Raw genomic sequence first — 22,838 nt, 5'->3', positions numbered from 1 at the left:
TGGAATAATGCTGCTGGTCTTGCTGACCTTGCAGAGTGTGTTTGACGATTACATCATCCGTATTGTCAGTAATGTTTTTATTTTTATGATCCTGGCGGTGAGTTACAACCTGATTAACGGCGTCACGGGGCAATTATCCCTTGAGCCCAACGGCTTTGTGGCCGTCGGCGCCTACATTACCGCCATTCTGCTGTTAAGCGCGGACACCAAGCTGGAAATGTATGAGATGGCGTCCCCCAGCGCGCTGGTGCTGGCGCTGCATACCTCTTTTTTGCCCGCGTTGATTATCAGCGGGATCTGCGCCTCGCTGCTGGCCGTGTGTCTGGCCTTTCCGGTTTTCCGGGTGCGCGGCGACTATCTGGCGATTGTGACGTTGGGGTTTGGTTTTATTATTAAAATCCTGGCAATTAATAATCCGCAAATCACCAATGGCGCCATTGGTCTGAATGAAATTCCCCAGGCCGGCAATATGCTGTACTGGTGCGGTTTTATTGCCCTTATCGCCGTGTTGCTCATTTTACAGATCGTGTATTCAAAATATGGACGGGCGATGAAAGCCGTGCGTGATGATGAAGACGCCGCGATTGCAATGGGGATTAATACCTTCAAAATTAAAACCTGCGCCTTTGCCACCAGCGCCTTTCTGGAAGGAATTGGCGGCGGTCTACTGGCATCGCTGCTGACGATTATTTCGCCCGATCTGTTTGACTTCATGCTGACGTTCCAGTTGCTGATCATCATTGTCTTGGGTGGGTTGGGCAGTACCACCGGCGCGATTCTGGGAACGATTGTGGTGGTGGGCAGCGGCGAGTGGCTGCGTTTCCTCGATCAGCCGCTGAGTCTGTTTGGCGAGGATCTGGGGGCTTATCCCGGTTTGCGTATGGTTGTTTTTTCATTGGTACTGCTGATCATTATGCTTTTTGCCCGCGAAGGGTTGTTGGGTAAGCAAGAGATCTGGGAAATTAACAGGAAGCGTCAACATGGAAAATAAACCTATTCTCAGTGTTGATAACGTCATTATGCAATTTGGCGGATTACGGGCTATTGATGACGTCAGCTTTACGCTGAATCAGGCGGAAATATTTGGCCTGATTGGGCCGAATGGCGCGGGAAAAACCACGTTATTTAATGTCATTACCTCAAACTATAAACCGACATCGGGAATGGTGATGTTGGGTAATGAAAAAATTACCGGATTAAAACCGAATCAGGTGGTCAATCGCGGCATTGCCCGTACTTTCCAGAATATTCGTTTATTCAATTCAATGACGGTGCTGGAAAACGTATTAATCGGATTTGATCGCGCCATTCATTACTCTTTTATTGAAGCGGCATTGCATCTGGGGCGTTTTTTCTCCGCGGAAAAACGGGCAAAAGCGCAGGCCATGGAAATTCTGGAATATATCGGGATTGCCGAACATGCCGATTCGCTGGCAACCAACCTGAGCTATGGCAATCAGCGCAAGGTGGAAATCGCCCGCGCGCTGGCGACCTCGCCCACGTTATTATTACTGGATGAGCCGGCGGCCGGGATGAACCCCAGAGAAACCAATGAACTGGCGCAACTGATTTTTAAAATGCGTGAGGATTATAAATTAACGGTGTTATTGATTGAGCATGACATGTCATTTGTTAATACCCTGTGCGAGCGGGTATTGGTGCTGGATTACGGCAAGCCGCTATTCAGTGGCACGACTCATGAGGCAATCAATAACAAAGAGGTGATCGCCGCCTATCTCGGAGACGTGGATTATGCTTAAAGCCGATGATCTACAAGTATTTTATGGGCTGATTCAGGGATTAAAAGGCATTGACATTGAGGTAAATAATAGCGAGATCGTTACGCTGATTGGCAGTAATGGCGCGGGAAAAACCTCAACGCTCAACGGTATTATCAATCTGGTAAAATCGACCGGCAAAGTCAATTTCCTGAATGAAGATATATCCAACAGCCTGACCCATCAGATTGTACGCAAAGGTCTGGCGTTAGTGCCGGAAGGACGCAAGGTTTTCACCAATTTGACCATTGAAGAAAACCTGCGGATGGGGGCCTATAACAACCCGGTTAATTTCGAGTATCTGAAAGAGAAAATGTACGCGCTGTTTCCCCGGCTAAAAGAACGGCGCAGCCAGTTAGCCGGCACCATGAGCGGCGGCGAGCAGCAGATGCTGGCGATCGCCAGAGCATTGATGAGCGAACCGGTGTTATTGATGCTGGATGAGCCAAGTCTGGGGCTGGCCCCGAAGATTGTGGGCGAAATGTTTAATATCATTAAACAACTGCAAAAAGAAAAAATTACTATTCTGCTGGTTGAGCAAAATGCCACGGCCGCGTTGAAAATTGCCGATCGCGCTTATGTGCTGGAAAACGGCAAGATTGTACTGCAAGGCCAGGCGCGGGATATTCTGGCTAACCCTGAAGTGAAAAAAATGTATTTAGGGGGGTAAATTTTCCATCTTTGATGTTTGCATCAGAGGGAAAAAGTTGTTTTTCCTCTGGTCTGAACGGGGCTGAGCCGGAAGATGCCTTCAGGTGCGTCTTCCGGCGAAGGCACGAAATGACCCTGAACTCATCACCCTCGCCGACAAACTTGGGACGAATCCTCGAATGAGACAGCCTCCTTCACAGGGATGACAGACAGGTCGTGCGGCCGTCGCGCCCTTACAGAGAATGACCAGTTGACTCTATCCGCGATGATCCAGACAATCCTTTTTTGCACAAACGTCGAGTAAGGATTTATGGACGCGTGGCTGGATCATCTGGTTACTCAATCATTAGCGTATTCACTTATCGCCGTCATGCTGGTGGCCTTTCTGGAATCGCTTGCTCTGGTTGGCCTTTTGCTGCCAGGCACCGTGATGATGGCAACGCTGGGGGCACTGATCGGCGGCGGGCAAATGGGGTTATACCCAGCGTGGGCGGCGGGTATTATCGGCTGTTTGCTGGGAGATTGGATTTCCTATTTTATTGGCAGCAGATTTAAGCAAACGCTGCACCAATGGTCTTTCCTGAAAAGACATCAAACCTTGCTGATTAAAACCGAGCATGCCTTGCATCACCATCCCGTTCCGACGGTGTTGATTGGACGGTTCGTCGGCCCGACGCGTCCGCTGATCCCGATGGTCGCCGGTATGCTGGGGCTGCCGCCTTATAAGTTTGCCGTGCCGAATATCATTGGTTGCCTGCTGTGGCCCCCGGCGTATTTTTTACCCGGTATATTGGCGGGCGTAGCGATTGACATTCCCGCAGGGGTCAACAGCACCGGTTTTAAATGGCTGTTGCTGGTTACGGCGTTACTGGTATGGAGCGGCGCGTGGCTGGGCTGGCGCTGGTGGCGCGGCGATAAACGCAAAAAACGCGACTGGCTGAGTGATCGGCTGCCGCTGAGCCGCTTACGCTGGCTTGCTCCATTGGCGCTGGCGTCGTCGGCGGTGGCGTCGGCGGCGTTGATCGCGCATCCGCTGATGCCTGTCTATCGCCATCTGTTGTGGCAGGTGTTGCAGGGGTAATTTAATCACGCTGTAATCGGGTAAAAAAAGCGTTGCCGTACCCACGGAATTTCAAAAGATGGGAAAGCGGTGTGAAACGCATCCCTGGGGGCATAGGTAATCAAGCGACGAGGGCAAGAGCGCCAGCGTCCTGGGTTAATGGAGATAATTATCATGGTATCAAAGGATGACCGACCCCATATCAGCGGGCGGGATGCGTCTCGGTCGGAAGACGCCGTCGATATGCCTCGTCGTCGGCAGCTCTTAAAGGGCGGCGTTTCCGTTGTATTGATGGGAACACTAGGCGGACGGATCTTATCGACAGGAAGTCTCGTTCTGGCGGTCGCCAGCCCGGAGGTTGCCGCGGCTGAACGGACGTTTGTTCATCCCGGGCTGTTGCACACGGAAGATGACTTTGCGCGCATCAGAAAGAAAATCGCAGTTTCCGCACAACCCTGGCTGGATGGCTGGAACGCGTTACTCACGGATGGATACTCTCAGCTTGAGGGCGCCCCAAGACCGTTGGAAACAGTGGTTCGCGGCGGGAGCGGCAGTAATTTCGCTCAATTGCACATTGATATTCAACGGGCTTATCAACTGGCGGTACGCTGGAAAATTTCTCAGGACGCACGCTATGGCGATCAGGCGGTGGCTTATCTGAATGCCTGGTCATCCACGCTGAAAACCCTCACGGGTAATGCCGATCGCTATCTTGCGGCGGGTATCTACGGTTATCAGTTCGCCAATGCCGGTGAAATCATGCGGACTTACCCGGGATGGTCGTCCGCTGAATTCGCGCGCTTTCAGGAAATGATACTGACGGTGTTCTACCCGCTGTCGTCACGCTTTTTGCGCGAACATAATGACGCTGAAATAACCAACTACTGGGCAAATTGGGATCAGTGCTCCATTGCCTGCATTCTGGCCACCGGCGTCTTGTGCGATCGACCGGACATCTATGAAGAGGCGATAACTTATTATCAATACGGACAAGGCAACGGCGCGGCGCTTCAGGCGGTTTATCATGTTCACTCCGGTTATCTTGGGCAGTGGCAGGAGAGCGGACGCGATCAGGGACATTGTACGCTGGGTATCAGTCTTGCCGCCGCATTCTGCGAAATGGCCTGGAATCAGGGTGATGATATGTACGGCTATGACAATAACCGTTTCCTGGCCGGGGCGGAATATGTTGCCAAGTCTAACCTGAAAGACGGGAACGGCGAATTTTATACGCTGCCGTGGCGCGACTATAGAAACCGGCATGGATTGGCGGCAGGCATTTCTTCCGCCGGGCAGGGCAACGCACGGCCGACCTGGGAGTGTGTTTACCACCATTATGCGATGCGTAAGGGCATTGCCGCGCCTTATGTTCGTCAGCAGGCGGATCTGTTGTACCCGGAAACCAACAATCGTAATGGCGATCAACTCGGTTTCGGCACGCTGCTGTTTTCGCGTGAACGCCAGGCGCTTTCCGCTTCGCCTTCCGGTCTGAGGGGATACTTGCGCGGCGATAGCGTGGTGTTGTCGTGGTGGGGCGTCGTCAATGCGCAACGCTATCAGGTTAAGCGTTCCACGGCGGCTAAGGGTGATTTCGTAACAGTAGCTGACGATATCGCAGACCTGTTGACCTATGAAGATACGGCTATCGCCGGCGCTTCTGAATACTTTTACGCGGTGACCGCCATCGTTGATGGTGTGGAAAGCGCCGCTTCAGAGGTAGTCGGCGTCGGCATAAAAGCGAAGACAATCTTCCAGCTTGATTTTGACGATGCTGCCGGTCGGGTTGCGGTGAGCGGTATGGCAAACCAGGGGAATGGCGAACTGAATGGCGGGGCCGGATGGGGAAGCGGCGTGAGCGGCAGCGCCGTTGTACTTGATGGCGTTGACGGTTACATCAATCTGCCAAAAGGATTGTTTGCGATGCTTGCCGACTTTACGCTTGAAACGCGATTTTACGCCGATGAGCAAAGAAAATGGGCGCGAGTGTTTGACGCGGGCTCCGGTCCTCGCCGTTGGATGATGCTAACGCTGGAAGGTGAAGATGGCAAACCCGAGTTCGGTATCAGTACGGTTCATAGCTATAACACCCAGCGGGTGGTATCGGATGTGGCGATGCCGTTGGGACGGTGGGTGCATCTTGCTGTTACGCTGTCCGGCACGGTTTGCACGCTCTATCTGGACGGTGTGGCAGTGGGTCGCAATGATCGGTTTACGCTGGCGCCCCATCATCTGGGGCCAGAAAACGACACCTATCTCGGGCGGTCGCAATATGCGGCTGACCCCTACACCGCAGGACGTTATGACTATTTTAAACTTTGGCATGGCGCGCTTGACCATGACGAGATTGCCGTGTTGAGCGAGGGAAGCGGCTAGCCTGCATGTTCCAACAAGGCCAGATCACGGGGCGCTGACGTCCCGTGACGGCCGGTTTTAGACAGGTATCATCGGTGGCGGCCGCTTATCAGCGATAAAACTCCGCCACTTGATCAAAGATACGCTTTTCATCGCCGTGGCGCTGTACCTGAATCACATCCTCCAGTTTTTCGACCTGGCTGATCATCTGCGGCAATCGCCGATCGTCCTGCACCAAAAGCCAGATGCGGCTTTCGCCGCCGCCGGCCAGCGGCATACAAAGAATCCCTTCCACGTTGAAGGCCCGGCGGGCAAACAAGCCGCAAACGTGCGACATTACGCCGGGATGGTTGCGCACCGAGAGTTCCAGCGTCACCTGTTTTGGGGGGGATTGATGTGGCATGGTCTTAATCTCCGATCATATCGATATTGGCAGCGCCCGGCGGCACCATGGGATACACTTTTTCATTCGCATCTATCGAGACGTGGATCAGCGTGGGGCCGGGGCGATTCAGCGCTTCCGCCAGCGCCGTTCGCGGGTCGTCCGCCGCGTTCAGATCGCAGGTGGCGAAGCCGAAACCGGCGGCAATGGCCAGGAAATGGGTTCTGTACCGATAGTCTGCGGCAAAAATGCGTTTCTGGAAGAACAGATCCTGTTGCTGATGAACCAAACCCAGCGACTGGTTATTCATCAGGATAATTTTAACGTTCAGCCCCTCTTCCGCAGCGGTCGCCATTTCCTGAATGTTCATCATCAGGCTGCCGTCACCGGAAAAACACACTACGGTGCGTTCAGGTTCGGCTAATGCGGCGCCTATCGCGGCAGGCAAGCCGAAACCCATCGTGCCCAGCCCGCCGGAGGTCAGCCACTGTCGCGGTCGGCGCAGCGGATAGGACTGGGCGACCCACATCTGGTGCTGCCCGACATCGGTGGCAATGATGGCATCATCCGTCAGCGCCTGTGATACCGCCCGGATCAGCCCATAATGACTCAGCGGATCGTCAGCGTCCGGCATATTGAACGGGAACGCATGCTGAAAGTCGCTGACCGTTTTACGCCATACATCGCGGCGCTGGAAGTGGATCAGCGGCAGCAACTGATCCAGCGCTTGTGCGACATCGGCGTTTAGGGCGACATGAGGCTGGCGGATCTTGCCCAGCTCAGCCGGATCGATATCAATATGAATGACGCTGGCCTGCGGGCAGAACCGCTCCGCTTTGCCTATCGCCCGGTCGTCAAAGCGCGCACCCAGCACAATTAACAAATCTGCCTGCTGCAAAATCAGATTGGTTGAGCGTGCGGCGTGCATGCCTAACATGCCAAGCGACAGCGGATGATCCATCGGCATGGCCCCTAGCGCCATCAGCGTCATGGTGGTGGGCAGGTTTGAACGTTCCGCCAGTTGAACGGCCTGTTCGTGCGCCGAGGCGTTGATAATACCGCCTCCCAGATAGAGAACCGGGCGCTGCGCCGCATTAATCATGGCGGACGCCAGCGCGATTTTCTGCGCGTCGATAGCCGGCGGCCTGTCGTTCCGGTTTAACGGCGGCAGTGTATCCAGCTCGATTTCAGCGGTTTGTACATCTTTGGGAATGTCGATCCACACCGGACCGGGGCGGCCAGATTGTGCGATGCGAAAGGCTTCCGGGATGACGCGCGTTAACGCTTTGATATCCCGTACCAGATAGTTGTGCTTGGTAACCGGGATGGAAATGCCATAGGTGTCGACTTCTTGAAAGGCGTCCGTGCCGATCATACTGGCAGGCACCTGACCGGTAATGCAGACCAGCGGAATGGAGTCGAGTTTGGCATCGGCAATGGCGGTCAGCAGGTTGGTGGCGCCCGGGCCGCTTGACGCCATACAGACGGCGGCGCGGCCGTTGGTTCTCGCCATGCCCTGAGCCATAAATCCCGCGCCTTGCTCGTGACGCGCCAGTACGTGCCGGAGAGTGTTGCTCTGGCTGAGCGCATCGTATAACGGCAGGGCCGCTCCACCGGGAATGCCCGTCACTGTTGTGATGCCCTGCTGTTCGAGTAGCCGGACGATCAACTGGGCGCCTGTGTAACGCATAGTTATATCCTTCATCAAGGCCGGTGCGTTTTCAGAGCGGGGAGGGTAGGAAACAAGAAACCCCGCTCGGCTGGCGCCGGCGGGGTTTGGGAATCTTTGGTTTGATTCGGAACCCGTTACGGCGCGCTGCCGACGACGACGACGACCACGCGCACGACGACGACCGCGTCAACATGCGCGGTGCTTACTCGTGCTGAAAGGGGGGAGTTGTGCGTCACGGGAATCCTGTTGCTAACGATTAACTAACCGATTCATATAAATAAGCACAGTTGGTGAAAAGGACACAAGACCTGCAAGGAATAAAAAATCAAAATTCGTGTGAGATCACATTTCTACCGGGAAAGCGAAAACCACTTCAGGGCGCAATCCCCAGAATCCGCGCAGCGTCGGCGGTTCCGTCCTGCAAGGCCCGTGTTGCTCCATCATAGTCAATCCGGCCATCAACAATAAGTACCGTGCGTTTCGCCATGCGGACCGCATCATCCAGATTATGGGATACCATCAGCAGCGTGAGCTGGCGCTCCAGGCAGATCTCGTCGAGCAGTTCCAGCATTTCCAGACGTAACGCCGGATCGAGCGCGGAAAACGGTTCATCCAGCAGCAGAATGGGACGCTGGCGCACCAGACAACGCCCCAGCGCGGCGCGCTGGCGCTGTCCTCCCGACACCTGTGCGGGCAGACGGCCGAGCAGTGCCGTTAATCCCACTTTGCCGGCAATGTGACGCAGCGTTTCGCGCTGTGCGCCATTCAGATGCAGACCGGGGTTCAGGCCCAGCGCGATATTCTGTTCGATTGTCAGGTGGGGGAACAGATTATTTTCCTGGAACAGGATCGAGACAGGCCGTTTGGCGGGCGGCGTATGCCGATGATCCTCGCCATTCAAACGCAATGTCCCGCTGTTCGCCATCAGAAAGCCGGCGATCAAATTCAGCAGCGTACTTTTCCCCGCCCCGCTGGGACCAAGAATCGCAACGCGCTCGCCGGATTGAACCTGCAAATCAAAGCGCATTGGAAAGTGCTGATAGAGGTATGTCAGCTTATCGAGAGAGATCATGACGGCCCGCCAGTTTTTCAATCAGGGTGAACAGCGTAAAGCAGATAAGCATCAATAACAGTGCGGTCACGGCACCATCGGCGCTGCGATAGGAACCAATCTGCTGATAAAGATAAAAAGGCAAGGTGCGGAACTGCTCGCTGCCGAACAAGGCGATGACGCCAAAATCGCCAATCGACAACACGCTGGCGAAGGCCAGCGCCTGTGTCAGCGGTTGTTTCAATGCTTTTAATTCAATGATTTTCAACCGATTCCAGCATCGGATATCCAGTGATGAACACAGTTGGTTATAGCGTTCGGCCACGTCGTACATGGGGTTTTCCAGCACTTTGAGCGCATAGGGGATCGCCATCAGCGCATTGGTCATCACGACCAATGCATAAGGGGATTGCGGCAATCCCACCGTATTGTTGAGTAACAGGAAAAAGCCGGTCGCCAGCACAATACCAGGCATGGCGAGGATCAGCATGCCGCTCAGATTCATTAACTGACTGTACAACGGCTGCTGACGCAGCCTCAGCTCCCGGCTACTCCAGAGCAGCATCATGGTCAGGAGGATACACAGCAAACCCGCGCTCAGCGCAATACGCAGCGAGGTCAACACTGTTTGCCATAAAACGGGCTGTTGCAGCACCGAGATCAGTGAAAGGTTAACGCCGTCGACGATCACCGCCAGCAAGGGCGGGACCACCAAAAGCAATAGCGCGCCAATTAGCAAGCCGTCGCAAAGCTGGCTAAACAGACTGTCCTGCGGGTTACGCCATACCAACTGCTGTGTACTGCCGATTGGCAAAATACGTCCCAGCCGCTGGCTTAGCAGCACCAGCCCAAGACAGCAACTCATCTGGATCAACGCCAGCAGAGCCGCGCGTGAGGGATCGTAATCAAAACTCAGCGCTTGATAGATGGCCAGCTCAATGGTTGTGGCTTGCGGACCGCCGCCAAGAGACAGTACGGTGGCGAAACTGGCAAAGCAAAGCATGAAAATCAACGCCGCCGTTGGCGGAATCTGCCTGCGCAGCGCGGGCCACTCGACGAGACGAAAATGTTGCCAACCGCTCATGCCCAATTGGGCGGCCAACTGCCGCTGTTCCGTGGAGATGCTTTCCAGCGATTGTAATAACAGTCTGGTTGCCAGCGGCAGGTTAAAGAAAATATGCGCCAGCAGAATGCCTTGCAGACCATAGGGCGAAAACGGGTAGGGCAGGCCCCAAAAGCCGAGAAACTGCGCCAGCCAACCCTGGCGGCCGTACACGCTGAGCAGGCCGAAAACAGCGACCAGCACCGGCAGAACCAGCGTCATAGCGCACAGCCGCAACAGCCAGCGGTAGCCGGGGAAACGACGGCGGTACAAGGCTCTGGCGAGGAAAATCGCGGGTAAGGTGGAGAGCAGGGCGGACAAGCCTGCCTGCCAGAAGGTGAAACGAACCACATGCCACAGATAGCTGTCCTGCCATAAATCCGGCCACTGGTCCGCGGGCGCCTGTAGCCATAGCGCCCCGCAGGCCAGAGCGGCGACGGCAATCAACAGTGCGGCGGCCAGCAATCCCGGCCACAGACTGCCTGCCGTCAGCGGCTGACAGCGCGTTGCCATGCCTGAATCCAGTTATTCCTTTGCTCCGCCACCTGTTGCGCACTGTATTGCAATGCTTTCTCCGGCACGGTGAGGGTGGCGAACCCGGCAGGCAGTTCAGTCGGGGTAACCGGGTACATCCAGTTGGTGGTGGGAATGGCCTGCTGGAATGCCGGGCTCAGAATGAATTGCATGAATCGTTTTGCCAATTCCGGCTGTTTGCTGGCCGCCAACTGTCCGGCGACTTCAATTTGCAGGTAATGTCCTTCACTGAAGTTTGCCGCCGCGTAATTTTCTTTTTTCTCTTCAATGCGGTGATACGCCGGAGACGTCGTGTAACTGAGCACCAGATCGGCTTCTCCTTTCAGGAACAGGCCGTAGGCTTCGCTCCAGCCTTTGGTGACCGTAACGGTTTTCTTTGCCAGCTTTTGCCACGCTTGCGGAGCGCGATCGCCATACACTTTCTGCATCCATAACAGCAGCCCCAGGCCAGGCGTACTGGTGCGCGGGTCCTGATAGATCACTTTCCACGGCTCCGGGCTGTCGATCAGTTCATGCAGGCTTTTGGGCGGATTCTTTAGCTTTTCTTTGTTGTAAACAAACGCGAAATAGCCGTAGTCATAGGGCACAAACGTGGTGTTCGTCCAGCCGCCAGGCACCTTGACGGCGCGGGTGTTCAGATCGCTTTTGGTGAACAAACCGGTCTGTTCCGCGGCTTGCAGCAGGTTATTATCCAGCCCTAAAATAATATCCGCCTTGCTGTTCTTGCCTTCCATGCGCAGACGGTTCAGCAGCGAGGCGCCGTCTTGGAGCGCCACAAAATTCAATTCGCACTCGCACTCTTTTTCAAACGCGGTTTTGATTACTGGGCCGGGTCCCCATTCCGAAGCAAAAGAATCGTAGGTATAAACGGTGAGCGCGGGTTTGGCGAAGGCGGCGGAGGAAAGCAGTAACAGACAAGGCAGGACTCTCTTCAGCACGGCGGCTGAACGTTTTAGTAAAGATGTATTTAACACTTTGCGCTCCTGAGAATCATGGGGGCAAAAGGTCTTTGAGTCAGCGATAAGCACTCTCAAATCCCTTCGCCGGTATTAACCGGATCAGGTTCGACGGGTGTTTTCTCAGCAAAAAATCAGCCGCGCCAGTGTCAATCTGCGGCAAAACATTTTCCGCACCCCGTTGAGAACGGCCCATTGTAAAGGGTTCAGGGTAGCAGGGGAAGGTTATCCGTTTTCCGGCGGTGTAAACCAGGCGGATTTGAAGTCAAACCAGCCCAGCATATTCATGCTGATGCCTCGCATACTGCGCTGCCCTTGAAGTTTCAGCCAGTGATGCAGCAGGGGATGTAGCTGACCGCTGTTGACCAGCTTATCGCACCACTCGGCCATCGGCAGGGTGTGATTGCGCCATAGATGTACGTCATGGTGCAGATCGTCATCCAGGCAGTACTGCATCAGCGGATGTTCGTAGAACATGGCGAACAGCGAAAATTCGATCGGAAAATAGCAATTCACGCTACTGAACCAGATGTCGCTTTCGCTATTTCCCTGATACCAGTCTTCGTAACTGACGGTTTGGACGCGTAGCGCCACACCCTGTTTTGCCAGCAGTGTACGCATGATTTCACTGAGTATCCGATATTCAGGGTGTTCATGATAAAAGGTCAGCGTAATTTGCTTAAGTCCTGGCGGCATGGGCAGAGGTTCGTGCGGCTGGTGGTGGTGCCAGCGGGGAAGCAGGCTATAGGCGGGTGACCAATCACGCTGATGGGTTGCATCTGCGTGGCTTAGTAAGGTAATAGGGTTAAACACCTGCCAGAGCCAGCGGCGGATTTCCGGGCGTTTTGCCAGCGGCGAACGTCTATCGAACATCAGGAAATAGCATCCCTCTTCCATTCTGCTTTCCAACTGCTCACGGCGGGAATCGTCGGACTGCAACTTGACGGAAACGCGCATTTCCTCAGGTTCGTCCGGCAATACCCAGATGTCCACTTCATCAATCAGCGCCCGATAACCCAAATAGTCATCGAATGCGCGAATTTTCATGTGGCTGTTGTTATTGCTTACGACGGCGTAAGGACCGGTGCCGATGGGACGTCTGGCAAAATCGGGCAAGGTGCGCCACTCCTGCGGCAGGATCATGGCGGGTACGCTGCCAAGTAGCCACGGCAGCCAGCGATCGGCGCTGCGCAATCGCACGTCGATGACAAACGGCATCGGCGAGGTGACTTTCTCGATATGGGAAAACAGCGGCATCTTGGTCAACCGGGTAAGCGAAAGGATGACATCGTCCATCGTCAACTCCCGTCCATGATGAAAACGGATGGAAGGACGCAGATAGAATCGCCAATGCAGCGGTTCCAGCATTTGCCAGTGATGCGCCAGATCGGGTGTCAGTTCCCCATTTTCCTCATTTATGTTGGTCAACCCGCTGAAAATCTGCCGAGCAATGTGCATTTCCGATCGCCGCAGCGCTGAGCCCGGCAGTAAATTACGCAGCGGACGATAATAAAGAATACGCAGGAGGTGTTTACCCTGCCGGAAGCTGCGGCCGAGGTGGGCGAGCAGCATTTGACGCACCGCGTCTTTGTCGCCGATCAGTTGTACCAACTGTTCGATGCGATTTTGCTCCAGTAAATCCTCCGCGCGCTGCTGTTGCAGCGTTAAACCGGTATAGATGAACGATAGCTGCGAGCGCTTGCTTCTGCCTGCTTCCGCCTGCCAGCTCAGCCAGCCCTGTTGCTGCATCGCGCCCAACAGAGAACGGATATGGCGGCGCGAACAGCTTAAAACGCCCGCCAACTCTTGCAGCGTCGTGTGGGTGGTTTGCCCTTGAAAGTGTTGCCACAGGCGGATGAACTGTTGTTGCAGACGGTTGGAAGACATAAAAGAGGAACTCCCGGCCTTAAAGTCATCAATTTATCTTTCCCTATATTACGCCGATACTTTTCCATAATGAAAGCGAGGAGGTGGCTTGTGGCGATTTCCCAATTGTATCGGTTCTATCAGACCTATCTTTTGACGTGCAACGCGAAATGGCTGCGCTGGATGTCTGCTGAGCAGCGCATGGCATTATTGCAGCAAGCGACGCAGTGGCGAATTGAGGCGATGTCGGAAGAGGAATACCGTCACTGGATATAGTGGTTAGCAAGAGAGAAAACTTCTGAGTAATGGTGCTTTTCGCCAGCCAGCAAGTCGTTTGCTGGCTTTTTTTGTGATTTTAAAAGGAACCAGATGATTTGAAAGTATACACAGACGCTGAATCAATTATTTGAGGATGAGTAATGGGACATTGTGTATCGAAATCGTCGGCACCAGGCTTTATTCCTGTTAGTGGTGGCGGCATTGAGGGAAGCGCGAGTACCTCCAGCGGCAGTACATCCTGGTCTAATGTCGTGTCGAATATTAAAAATCCAGATGGCGACAGCAGAGTCGATACGCTGATCGATATGATTGGCATGATATATGACGCATCAAAAACACTCCGGGAAAGAGTGAATCGTGTTGATAGGGAAGGCGGCGTCTCCCTGCGTATTGTGCCTGACAGCGATATCGGACAGAGTTTCGGGCATGCGGAAACCCGGTTTCCCAGCCGGGAAGCGGTGATAGCCGAATCCACGGCGCAAAACGCGAAGGGCAACTATTTTCGTCCTTTGAATATTATGCTTTTGGAATTAAGCAACATGAGCAGAGCCGCGGAGTTCAAGCAAGTCAGAGACAAATTTTCTCAGGGCTTGGCCGGCCCCGAAAGGACTGCTCATGATAGCGAAAAGGTTGAGTATCAGACCGCGCTGGATATGGGCCGGTATTACAAGGAAGCAAAATCGGTTATTCAGAGCCTGGATTACGGTTCTCCCTCTTTATGGGTTTTAGATGAATATGAAGACCCGCGTTATTCCACCTTTGATGCGTATTTCAGAACCATGTGTGAAACAGGGCACACGGATGCCTACAGAAATAATTTGCAACGCTACATAGACGAGCATCGTTAACGCGGGATCATCAACGCGGGAGAGAACGTATGTCGGGGTTCAGTTTGTCTTTCTGGCTGGGGGAGCGTCGTAGTCATGCCGGATTGATGGACGGGAGCGCCCGTGCACAGTCAGCGATTTCCCGCGGGATCGCAAAGAGGGGGATCAGTGATGTCGGCGCTGGGACGTGTCATCGTCAGCGTGTCGGCGGGGGCATGTGGTGTTGTAAAAAGCCGGCCTGTTCAATGGCCCCGGCCGTGATCGGTTCGGGGCTCTCTGTGTGTCTGGGAAGGCGAATTAAAAGACGGCGGAATAGGTCAGACCAAAGGTACGGCCGCGTCCTTTATATTCATATAGCGATGTTGGGCCATAGGTCGGGCTGTATTGGAGCGGCGCCCGTTGCCCCCAGGTAGTGGTGTACTGCTTGTCCAACAGGTTTTCCACGCTAAAGCTGATTTTGCCGACCGGTAGCGCATAGCTGCCGATAAAATCGAGGGTATTGTAGCCGTCGATTTTCCGGCCGGCCGCATCCGAAACGTCGAACGTTTGCTGGGTTTGCAGACGCAGCGACCAGTCATCAGGCGCCCAGTTGACATAAGCGACGGTTTTTGACGCGCTGGCATCCCGCACGTCCAGCTTATCCCACGAGCCATTGGATTTGAGTTCGGATTTGACCAGATTGAAGTTCACCCCGGTGCTCCAGTCGCTGTCGCTAAAGAAATAATCAGCGGCGCCTTCCACACCATAGATGCGGCGTTCATTGGGTTTGACGAAAATGGTCATGTCTGCCCGGTTAACTTCGACCGACCTATCCGAAAGGGAATAATAAGCCGCAATTTGGGTATGCAGATTATCGCCGGTGTAGCGCCAGCCCAGTTCATAGGAGTCGACCTTGATGCCTTCCATTTTGGACTGGTTAATGTTGACGCTGTTAAGCAACTGGTAATGGCCGTTAACCAACTGGTAATTTCCCAGCCCATAGTATTTGCCAGGGTCCGGTAACTCGATGCCCTGTGAAAAATTAAACCATGCCTGCTGTTTTTCCGTCAGATGGGCGAGGATACCCGCGTTAAACAATACGTTGTTGTAGTCGGTGCCGCCGCCGGGGATCGTGTCCGCGGATGTCGCGGTGCCATTGGCGATACCCTGCTGCTGGGTGTAACCGATAAAATCCTTTACCTTATTTTTGGTCCACTGATAGCGTACGCCACCGCTGAGCGTAAACATCGGCGTGATGTCGTAGCTGGTTTGCAGGAACGGCGCCAGATTGGTGATGCTATAGTCTGGGTAACGCGCAACGCTGAAAATCTGCTGGTTGTCCAGTCCCCCGGACTGGCTGGCGCGCGCCAGATCGAAGAACATCTGGTTAGCGTCGAACGTTTCATGATCGGCGTCAATACCGTAGGTCAGCGTTAACGCGTCAAGCGGGGTGCTGTTAAAGGTGAGTTTGGCCCCATACTGGCTGGTGTTTTGCTCGGAGGATGACAGGCTGCTTACCCTGCCGCTGCTTAGCGTCGGGAAGGGGTAGAAGGACTGTGCTTCGTCGCGGTAATAAACCTGCGCCACCAAACTCTGTCCCCAGAAATCGGTGTTGCCGTATTGCAGACTGATCAGATGACGTTCGGTGCCGGAGAGACGGTCTGAATGCAGGCCGCTGCTGTTGCCAGCCTGCCCGTTGCCGGTCACGGCGGAGAAGTTTTCGCCAAGATAAAGCCCATGTTTGCCGTCGCCCTCGCTTTTATAATACTGGGTAACCAATTGAATTTGCTGATTTTCATCAATATTCAACGTGCCGGTTCCCATCACGTCGAGGCGATCGGAGTATTGCAGACCGGTCTGGGTATTATCCAGTAATACGTCATTGCCTTTGCCGTCGTACCAGGCGCCAAATTTTTGATAAGCGACGGAAAGTCGGCCGGCGATATTCTCGTTACCGCCGCCCACCGCCGCCGCGACGCGATCGTCATGATCGCGATTGCCGCCGAAACCGCTTTTGCTGCCCAGCTCCAGCTCGACCTGCCGATCCGCCTGTCCTTTTTTGGTCACCAGATTGATCAATCCGCCGGTGCTGCCGCCGCCGTAGAGTGAGGTCGCCCCGGATATCACCTCGATATGGTCGATGTTGAACGGATCGATTGAGTCAAGCTGTCGGCTGTCCGAACGCGAGGAGTTCAGGCGGACGCCATCGACCATGACGATGATGCTGCGTCCGCGCATGTTCATGCCGTAGTTTGTCCGGCTCTGGCTGCTGACGTCCAGACCTGGAATCAACTGCGCCAGCACGTCCTTCAGTTCTTTGCCGCCTTGCACCTGCTGTTCAATCTGATCGCTGTCAATGACCCAGGTGGTTTGCGCCATCTGTTCGACCGTGCGAAGCGTACGGCTGGCGCTGACCACCATCTGGTCATTAGCGGACTGCGCCTGTCCGATGCCCGGAATAAGCGCGGTCAACAGCGATGGAGGGATTACCCAGTGTATTTTTTTTATCTTTAACATCTTCACTCTCTCATAAAAATCGTGATTATCATGCTGTGTTGCTGTCACGCGTCATCTTATCGTGACTTGCCGTGGTGGGATTGATCCCGCTGCGCCATTCGATAAACGAAGGGGGCATGCTGAGATCGAAATATTCTTTTCCCAGCGCCCGATTAAGAATACTGGCGGAACGCCAGGCCATCAGGCTTAACTGCGGCTCGGCGATACCGTGCTGCTGCATGCTGGAATTGACCGCGAACAGGTGATTTTCTCCGGGACCGCGCCAGTCCAGCGTGAAGTCGGGGTTAATCTGATAGCTGCCCTCGTCGGAGACGGACAGACGGCGGTGCATCGGTGACAGTACCTCAGGCCGGGCAGAGCGATAGCCGGTCGCAAAGATCACTACGTCGCTTTGCAACAGATCCTGGCCGTTGTCCAGCTTATGGTGAAGCTGGAGCTGGTAGCCCGATCCGGTTTGGTATAAGGCCGTCAGGGAACGGCTAGGCAGCAGTATGGCGTTGCGCGGCTGCCGTAGCACGTCAAAGCGATGGTACAGTTCGCGATAGATCGCCAGCAGTGACTCCGCGGTAATGCCGTCCGACGTCATTTTCTGTTCCGTCAGCATACCTTGTTTGGTGTTTTCCTCCAGGCCGAGGAAACTGGTGACATAGTCCGGCGTGAAGTATTCGTTGGCGAACGGCGCTTCATCCAGCGCATTGAAATTGTTACGCCGCGATACCCAGTTGATGTGCGCAGGGTCGCCCCATTCACCGCGCAATATATTCAGGAAAAGATCGGCGCCGCTTTGCCCGCCGCCGACCACGGTGATGGTTTTGCCCGCCAGCGTTGGTTTGCGCAGATTCATTTCACTGGCGTGGAAGCAGTCGTCTGTGATGTTGCTGACGCACTCCGGCAGATAGGGCTGTTTGCCGATACCCACGCAGACATGACGCGCCTGCCAGACGCCATCCTGCGTCTCGACGATGAAACGCTGCCGCTGGTCGTCGAAGTCGACGGCATAAACCGGCACGTTGAAGGAGAGGTTATCCATGTTATCGGCGGCCCAGCCGAGATAGTCGGAGAATTCGTCCCGTGAGACGGTGCGCATCTCGGTTGTCAGAAAACGGTAGAATTTCTTTTTCTGCACCAAATAGTTGATGAAACTGAAAGGGCTGCAAGGTTCCACCGCGCTGACCAGATCCTTCAGAAACGAGGTCTGCATATGGCAGTCGGGCACCAGCATGCCGGGGTGCCAGGCAAAGTGGGGTTTACGTTCAAAAAAGCGGGTACGGAAATCGGGCAACGGCTGCGCCAGGGCGGAAATACTCAAGTTGAACGGACCAATGCCGATGCCGATGAAATCCAGTTGTTCTTTCATTGTACTGACTCCTGTGTGACTAGCCACAGCGGGTTTAGCAAATCCTGAAGATAATTGGGCAACATGCGGCTGCCGCCGTCATGTTCGCAGAAGGTTAACTTCACGGGGTTGAGCACCACTCGGATGATCTCGGGTTTGAAGAGATCAAACAATGCAAAGCGTTCGGCCAGGTGGGGATGGTCGGTCATGTAGGCGCGTAGCTCACCGGCCAGCAGTTGGTAAAACCGGGTTTCGCTGACCCCCAACCGTTCGGTGAGCGGGGAGATAAAGCGCAGTACCGTGACGAAATGACCGGTCTGCAAGTCGTGGATCAGATAATCGGCGCTCAGGCGCACCGTCACGTCGCTGACCGCGTCAGGCAGGGAGCGCTTCTCGGGGAAATCGTCTTCCACCAGCCGCATATCGCCCTGGAAATCTTTCAGCAGCACCCGCTGCGGGCGACCATCTTTCATGGCCAGCGTAATGTTCTGACCGTGGGCGATAAGTGATACGCCATAGCAGCACAGCAGGTGGTAAAGCGGCACCACCGTGACGCGGAACAACTGCCGCAGCCACGTCCCGGCGTCGAGTCCTGACTGGGCGATGTAGGCGCCGATCAGCGGCTGTCCCTGTTCGTCACACTCCATCAGTGTCGCCATGAGGATCGCCTGCTCGCCGGGACGCAGATAGCGGGAGGGGTTTTCCCGCCAGATGATCCCCAGCATTTCCTGATACCGATAGGGCGCCTGCTCGAGCGCCTGATAGCCTGAATGCGCCAGATAGCCCGCCGCCGGTTCGCCGAGGATAACGGCGCCGCTGGCGTTGAGCGTCGAATCGCTGGCGACGATCTGCTGTAGCCAGCGCGAGGCGAGCGGACCTGCGGCTATGTACTTGCCGGGAATGCCGCGATAACACGAGGTGTTGTAAATGGTTAACGGTAGTTTGATATCCAACGGGCTGCGCCGGCTGGCGTTGGTCAGCGTGCGCAGCGATTGTTGCGCCAGATAGCGATCGCCGAATTCTCCCAGCGACACGATCTCCTGTTGCGCCAGTTGAGGCAGAAAGTTCAGGGCGATTTTCTGCTGCCACTGCCAGGGATGTACCGGCATCGGCAACCACGCTTCCGTCAGGCCCAGCGTCTGCCAGTGCTGTTGGAAGCGCTGATATTCAGCCTCATCCATAGCGCTTTGCAGTAAAGTATCCACCGACACCTCGTCGTCGTGGCTCCACACCGTGCGTTCACGCCGCACCGCCAGCCAGTGCAGGCGGAACGTTTGCCGATATTCCGGGGCGTAGCGGCGCAGGTCGTCCAGTCCCCAGCCGCGACGCCCTTTGTTGAAGATGAATTTAGGGTGGCCGGACAGCAGGCACTGTAGCGTATCGGCGTCCAACGCGATCAGATCCTGCGCCCGCATGCCCCGACGGCGGTGCAGCAGTTGCAGGTCGCCACGCAGCGTGGCGTACAGATCTTCCAGGTGCTCCGCTATCTGCGCGTCATTCATCCCGATCAGCGGGGCGAGTTGTCTGAGCAGCAGGTCCGCCGCGATGGAAGACTGCTCGCAGCGCACGCTGTCCGCGTCGATCCACAGCCAGCCCCAAATCCCGCGGCGGGCGGCAAAGCACCAGTCGCTTTCCGGCAGCGAAATCCGCCACTGGCCTTCGCCTTCGGGCCGAGCCAGCAGCGTACGCTCGTACTCCAGCTCCGCCAGCATTTTAGCGACCAGCAGCCGGTTAACCCGCTGCCAGTCTTCGCGGTGATCCATCGTCACAGTCCCACCTCCGTGAAAAAGGCGTGGCGCTGGTTCAAGATCAGACGCGAACGTTTGTGCGGAAAATCGAATTCTTTGACGGTGCGGTAGCCTGCTTCCGGCAGGTGGCGGAACAACCGCTGATTATCCGCGCGCGGTTCGGCCACTATCCGCCCGGTTTGCGGGGCATCCAGGTAAAGGTAGTGCGTTAGCCCGCGCAGCCAACTGCGAACGAACATTGCGCCGCGCCAGTTCTGCTCACCGACCAGCATGTGCAGACCACGATCGAACGGTTGCCAGCGGTAGTGGCGGCCAATGCGATCTTCGGCTGCCCAGTAAACTTCAAAATAGCCGAAGAGCCGATCGTCATAACAACCGATGAGCGGGTACAGATGAGCGTCTTCAAGTTTGCTGGTCAGGTAATCATATTGCAGGGTTTCCGGGCCGCGCTGTTCCCAGAAGAACGCAACGCGATCGTCGTTCATCCAGCGGGTAAACAGCGGCGTGTCGCGATCGGCGTCAGGCAGGCGGAAGCTCAGCGTCTGCCTGACGCGCGGGTCATAACGACAGTAAACTTCGCCCTGCGGCCGCGCCGGGCGCAGCGGATAGCAAAGCGCGCGCGCGGCGTCATATTGCAGGGCTGGCGCCGGCGTCGGCAAGGCGCGCGTACCGCGCAGCCACAGCGGGAGTTGCCAGAATGTTTCCCGCGCCAGAAAATCGCATTGGATCTGTTCAAACAGCGCCAGCGCGTCCGGCGCGTCGCGCCATTCCTGCCAGGGGAGCGTCACGCCGGACAACGTGGGCAGCGCAATGAACAACTGGTCCAGCGCCTCTGTCAGCCAGCCGGACGGCATTGCGCCGGGGTAATGCAGTTGCGCGCTGTTATCCAGCCCCCAGCTCAGCAACAGGGGGCGCGCCTGCATCTCGCAGTACATTCCATTGATTGCGTGGACGATGTTGGCCTGTGGCATCATATCGTTTCCTGAGTTAACAAAGGGTTGGGAAAATCGAAATAGATCACGGCGGGATCGACGATGGTGTTTTCGTTGTGATCGTGCAGATAGCAGAAAAAGTTGCCCTTACAGTTCCAAACCGGATTATCCAGCACATAATCCAGACAATCGGTGGTCAGGGCCGTGGCGCGCAGTTCGGCAAGGGCCGAGCGTACCTGCGTCATCAGTTGCTGTTCGTTGCCGAAGCCGGCGGCGGCTAAGGCGGCGGTGACCGCCAGCGTCGAATTCACCAGCAGGTAGTAGGGGAAATAGCGCAGCAGTTGTTGCGTGGTAAAGCGATTCTCCGCTTCGCCTTCACCGATTTCCGCCAGCCACGCCTGAGCCTGTTGCGTAAAGCCGCTGCCCTGACAATCGCGATACAGCATGCCGATCGGCAGGTCGTGCTTCATTTCCACCAGAATATTTTGCTGGTGCGCCAGCAGCACCAGACCATAATCCGCCTCAGCGCCGAACAACGGCGCCAGCACATGCTGACAGTAGGCGCTCAGCCATACCTGTGCGGCGCGGGCCGGAGGCATGGACAACCGCACAGCCAGCCGCCGGACGGCGGCGACCAGCAGGCTATCACCACCGTCCGGGGCGGCCTGCGTCAGCGTGACCAGCACGTTGGTCTGACTTCCCGCATCGCCAAACAGCAGATTGTTGCGCAGGGCGAACAGGCTTTCGTTTTCTATCTCGCCGTCAAGATTCCGCAGCCCGGCCCAGCCATCTTCCTGCATCACGCGGAACGTGGGATAGCGGGCCTGCAAGGTCTGCCAGCGCGACGTTTGCCCCAAACGGGCCAGCCGCATGCCCCGTTTGAGCTCTTTGATGGAGAGCGTGCGAATCGAGTTGGTCAGCCGTACGCTGAGGGAGAACTTGATCATATCGCGGCTGGTGGGGCAGTAGAGCGAGCGCGACGAAGTGGTCGGAAGCCAGTGCTCTCCGGCCTCGCCCATGTCACGCAGCAACCCGTTCCGCATCAACTGCTGACATCCGCGCTGTTGCAGGAGGTAATCCGCCTGCCACGGGTGCATCGGCAGCAGCCAGACCTCGTCGGTGAAATGGCCTATCAGCTCTGGCGCGTTCTCCACCGCGAACCGCATCAGACGCTGCTGTAGGCTGATACCGAGACTCTCTCCGCCAATCTGCTCTTTGGCTACGGCGAACCAGCGTAGCGGGAAATGGGCGGCGAAATCCGGTAAATAGCGCTGAGCCTGAGTCTGGTTGAAAGGTTCGTGAGATTTCGGCGCCGGGTGAAACGCATGGCCGACCAGCAGACCTTGCTCCGCCTGGGCGAAGGTGAGCGGTTTGCGGCGCAACGCCGGCCAGTCGAGTCGCTGCGCGATGGCTTGATGCGTGTGCCGATGGCTTTCCAGTACCCGCTGACGGAAGCTGGACAGCACATTATCGGGCAGATGACCGACAATATCCGGTTTCTCCAGCAGCGTGGAAACCAGCGTGGGGAAATCAATATCCCGCACACTGCCGTCAGACACGAGTTGAGCCGGAAACCGGTAGCGGTGATGCTGGGTGGCAGAAAAATAGATGAGCGGTAATCTGAGCGTCCGGGATGGCGACAGTGGGATAATTAATGCCGCTGGATCATGGGCATGAGGGGCTTGTTCCACATACCAATCCTTAGTTTCTCTTATCAATGAATTAATAAAACATTGAGCGGCCACATCATATACCTGATTTAATATCTGCATATTCATAATGAGCAGAGTTCTCGTGCGTCCAAATGAGAACTTGA

General features: G+C 55.6%; 18 protein-coding genes and 1 riboswitch. Of the genes, 7 read left to right on the top strand and 11 right to left on the bottom strand.

What is annotated here, in order from left to right:
• The first annotated feature begins 7 nt into the window (after positions 1 to 7).
• The 5 genes from EH207_RS14340 (at position 8) to EH207_RS14320 (ending at position 5,862) form a co-directional block, all read left to right on the top strand.
• The gene (locus EH207_RS14340; RefSeq protein ID WP_246048979.1) at positions 8 to 991 is read left to right on the top strand and encodes a branched-chain amino acid ABC transporter permease; all 984 of its coding nucleotides are present in this window, start codon (positions 8 to 10) and stop codon (positions 989 to 991) included.
• Entirely contained in the window at positions 981 to 1,760 is a 780-nt protein-coding gene (locus tag EH207_RS14335) for an ABC transporter ATP-binding protein (RefSeq protein WP_137714601.1), read from the top strand. Before EH207_RS14340 ends, EH207_RS14335 begins: the two co-directional genes overlap by 11 nt.
• Positions 1,753 to 2,448 carry an ABC transporter ATP-binding protein gene (locus tag EH207_RS14330; protein ID WP_137714600.1) on the top strand — a complete coding sequence of 232 codons (696 nt, stop codon included), beginning with the start codon at positions 1,753 to 1,755 and terminating at the stop codon, positions 2,446 to 2,448. Before EH207_RS14335 ends, EH207_RS14330 begins: the two co-directional genes overlap by 8 nt.
• A 291-nt stretch (positions 2,449 to 2,739) precedes the next feature.
• Positions 2,740 to 3,510, top strand: coding sequence for a DedA family protein (locus EH207_RS14325; RefSeq protein WP_137714599.1), 771 nt, complete (start codon positions 2,740 to 2,742; stop codon positions 3,508 to 3,510).
• A gap of 153 nt (positions 3,511 to 3,663) precedes the next feature.
• On the top strand, positions 3,664 to 5,862 hold the full coding sequence (locus EH207_RS14320; RefSeq protein WP_217496097.1) for a LamG-like jellyroll fold domain-containing protein: 2,199 nt from the start codon (positions 3,664 to 3,666) through the stop codon (positions 5,860 to 5,862).
• An 88-nt stretch (positions 5,863 to 5,950) separates the two neighbouring features.
• On the opposite strand, the gene ilvN is transcribed toward EH207_RS14320, so the two are convergent.
• The 6 genes from ilvN to sgrR form a co-directional block, all read right to left on the bottom strand.
• Complete coding sequence (ilvN, locus tag EH207_RS14315; protein WP_137714597.1) at positions 5,951 to 6,244, bottom strand: acetolactate synthase small subunit; 294 nt, start codon at positions 6,242 to 6,244, stop codon at positions 5,951 to 5,953.
• 4 nt (positions 6,245 to 6,248) lie between these two features.
• Positions 6,249 to 7,913 carry an acetolactate synthase large subunit gene (gene ilvB / locus EH207_RS14310; RefSeq protein WP_175413686.1) on the bottom strand — a complete coding sequence of 555 codons (1,665 nt, stop codon included), beginning with the start codon at positions 7,911 to 7,913 and terminating at the stop codon, positions 6,249 to 6,251.
• 355 nt (positions 7,914 to 8,268) lie between these two features.
• Positions 8,269 to 8,967, bottom strand: coding sequence for a thiamine ABC transporter ATP-binding protein ThiQ (gene thiQ / locus EH207_RS14300; protein WP_137714594.1), 699 nt, complete (start codon positions 8,965 to 8,967; stop codon positions 8,269 to 8,271).
• Entirely contained in the window at positions 8,951 to 10,561 is a 1,611-nt protein-coding gene (gene thiP, locus EH207_RS14295; RefSeq protein WP_137714593.1) for a thiamine/thiamine pyrophosphate ABC transporter permease ThiP, read from the bottom strand. Before thiP ends, thiQ begins: the two co-directional genes overlap by 17 nt.
• Entirely contained in the window at positions 10,537 to 11,520 is a 984-nt protein-coding gene (thiB, locus tag EH207_RS14290) for a thiamine ABC transporter substrate binding subunit (protein ID WP_137715369.1), read from the bottom strand. Before thiB ends, thiP begins: the two co-directional genes overlap by 25 nt.
• Before the next feature lie 79 nt (positions 11,521 to 11,599).
• Positions 11,600 to 11,729: riboswitch (TPP riboswitch) on the bottom strand.
• 34 nt (positions 11,730 to 11,763) lie between these two features.
• Positions 11,764 to 13,425, bottom strand: coding sequence for an HTH-type transcriptional regulator SgrR (gene sgrR, locus EH207_RS14285; RefSeq protein ID WP_137714592.1), 1,662 nt, complete (start codon positions 13,423 to 13,425; stop codon positions 11,764 to 11,766).
• A gap of 90 nt (positions 13,426 to 13,515) precedes the next feature.
• Between sgrR and sgrT the strand changes: the two genes are divergently transcribed.
• Together sgrT and EH207_RS14275 are read left to right on the top strand one after the other, a co-directional pair.
• Positions 13,516 to 13,680 (top strand): glucose uptake inhibitor SgrT, encoded by a 165-nt coding sequence (gene sgrT / locus EH207_RS14280; RefSeq protein ID WP_137714591.1) that lies wholly within the window; start codon positions 13,516 to 13,518, stop codon positions 13,678 to 13,680.
• A 143-nt stretch (positions 13,681 to 13,823) separates the two neighbouring features.
• Positions 13,824 to 14,531, top strand: a complete 708-nt coding sequence (locus EH207_RS14275; RefSeq protein WP_137714590.1) for a type III effector HopF2 — start codon at positions 13,824 to 13,826, stop codon at positions 14,529 to 14,531.
• Positions 14,532 to 14,807: 276 nt separating this feature from the next.
• Here the strand turns inward: EH207_RS14275 and EH207_RS14270 are convergent, their stop codons facing one another.
• From EH207_RS14270 to EH207_RS14250, 5 genes are read right to left on the bottom strand one after another with little or no spacing between them, the layout of a single operon-like run.
• Positions 14,808 to 16,997, bottom strand: a complete 2,190-nt coding sequence (locus EH207_RS14270; RefSeq protein WP_137715368.1) for a TonB-dependent siderophore receptor — start codon at positions 16,995 to 16,997, stop codon at positions 14,808 to 14,810.
• A 37-nt stretch (positions 16,998 to 17,034) separates the two neighbouring features.
• On the bottom strand, positions 17,035 to 18,363 hold the full coding sequence (locus EH207_RS14265; RefSeq protein ID WP_137714589.1) for a lysine N(6)-hydroxylase/L-ornithine N(5)-oxygenase family protein: 1,329 nt from the start codon (positions 18,361 to 18,363) through the stop codon (positions 17,035 to 17,037).
• Positions 18,360 to 20,105: an IucA/IucC family protein gene (gene iucC, locus EH207_RS14260; protein ID WP_137714588.1), complete on the bottom strand. Its 1,746-nt coding sequence runs from the start codon at positions 20,103 to 20,105 to the stop codon at positions 18,360 to 18,362. The genes EH207_RS14265 and iucC overlap by 4 nt, the downstream gene beginning before the upstream one ends.
• Positions 20,106 to 20,107: 2 nt before the next feature.
• The gene (locus EH207_RS14255; RefSeq protein ID WP_175413734.1) at positions 20,108 to 21,061 is read right to left on the bottom strand and encodes a GNAT family N-acetyltransferase; all 954 of its coding nucleotides are present in this window, start codon (positions 21,059 to 21,061) and stop codon (positions 20,108 to 20,110) included.
• Positions 21,061 to 22,800, bottom strand: a complete 1,740-nt coding sequence (locus tag EH207_RS14250; protein WP_137714586.1) for an IucA/IucC family protein — start codon at positions 22,798 to 22,800, stop codon at positions 21,061 to 21,063. The genes EH207_RS14255 and EH207_RS14250 overlap by 1 nt, the downstream gene beginning before the upstream one ends.
• Positions 22,801 to 22,838 lie beyond the last annotated feature (38 nt).

This window comes from Brenneria rubrifaciens, assembly GCF_005484945.1.
In the GTDB taxonomy this organism is placed as follows: Bacteria; Pseudomonadota; Gammaproteobacteria; order Enterobacterales; family Enterobacteriaceae; genus Brenneria; species Brenneria rubrifaciens.
This window is presented reverse-complemented; position numbering and strand designations above follow the sequence as displayed.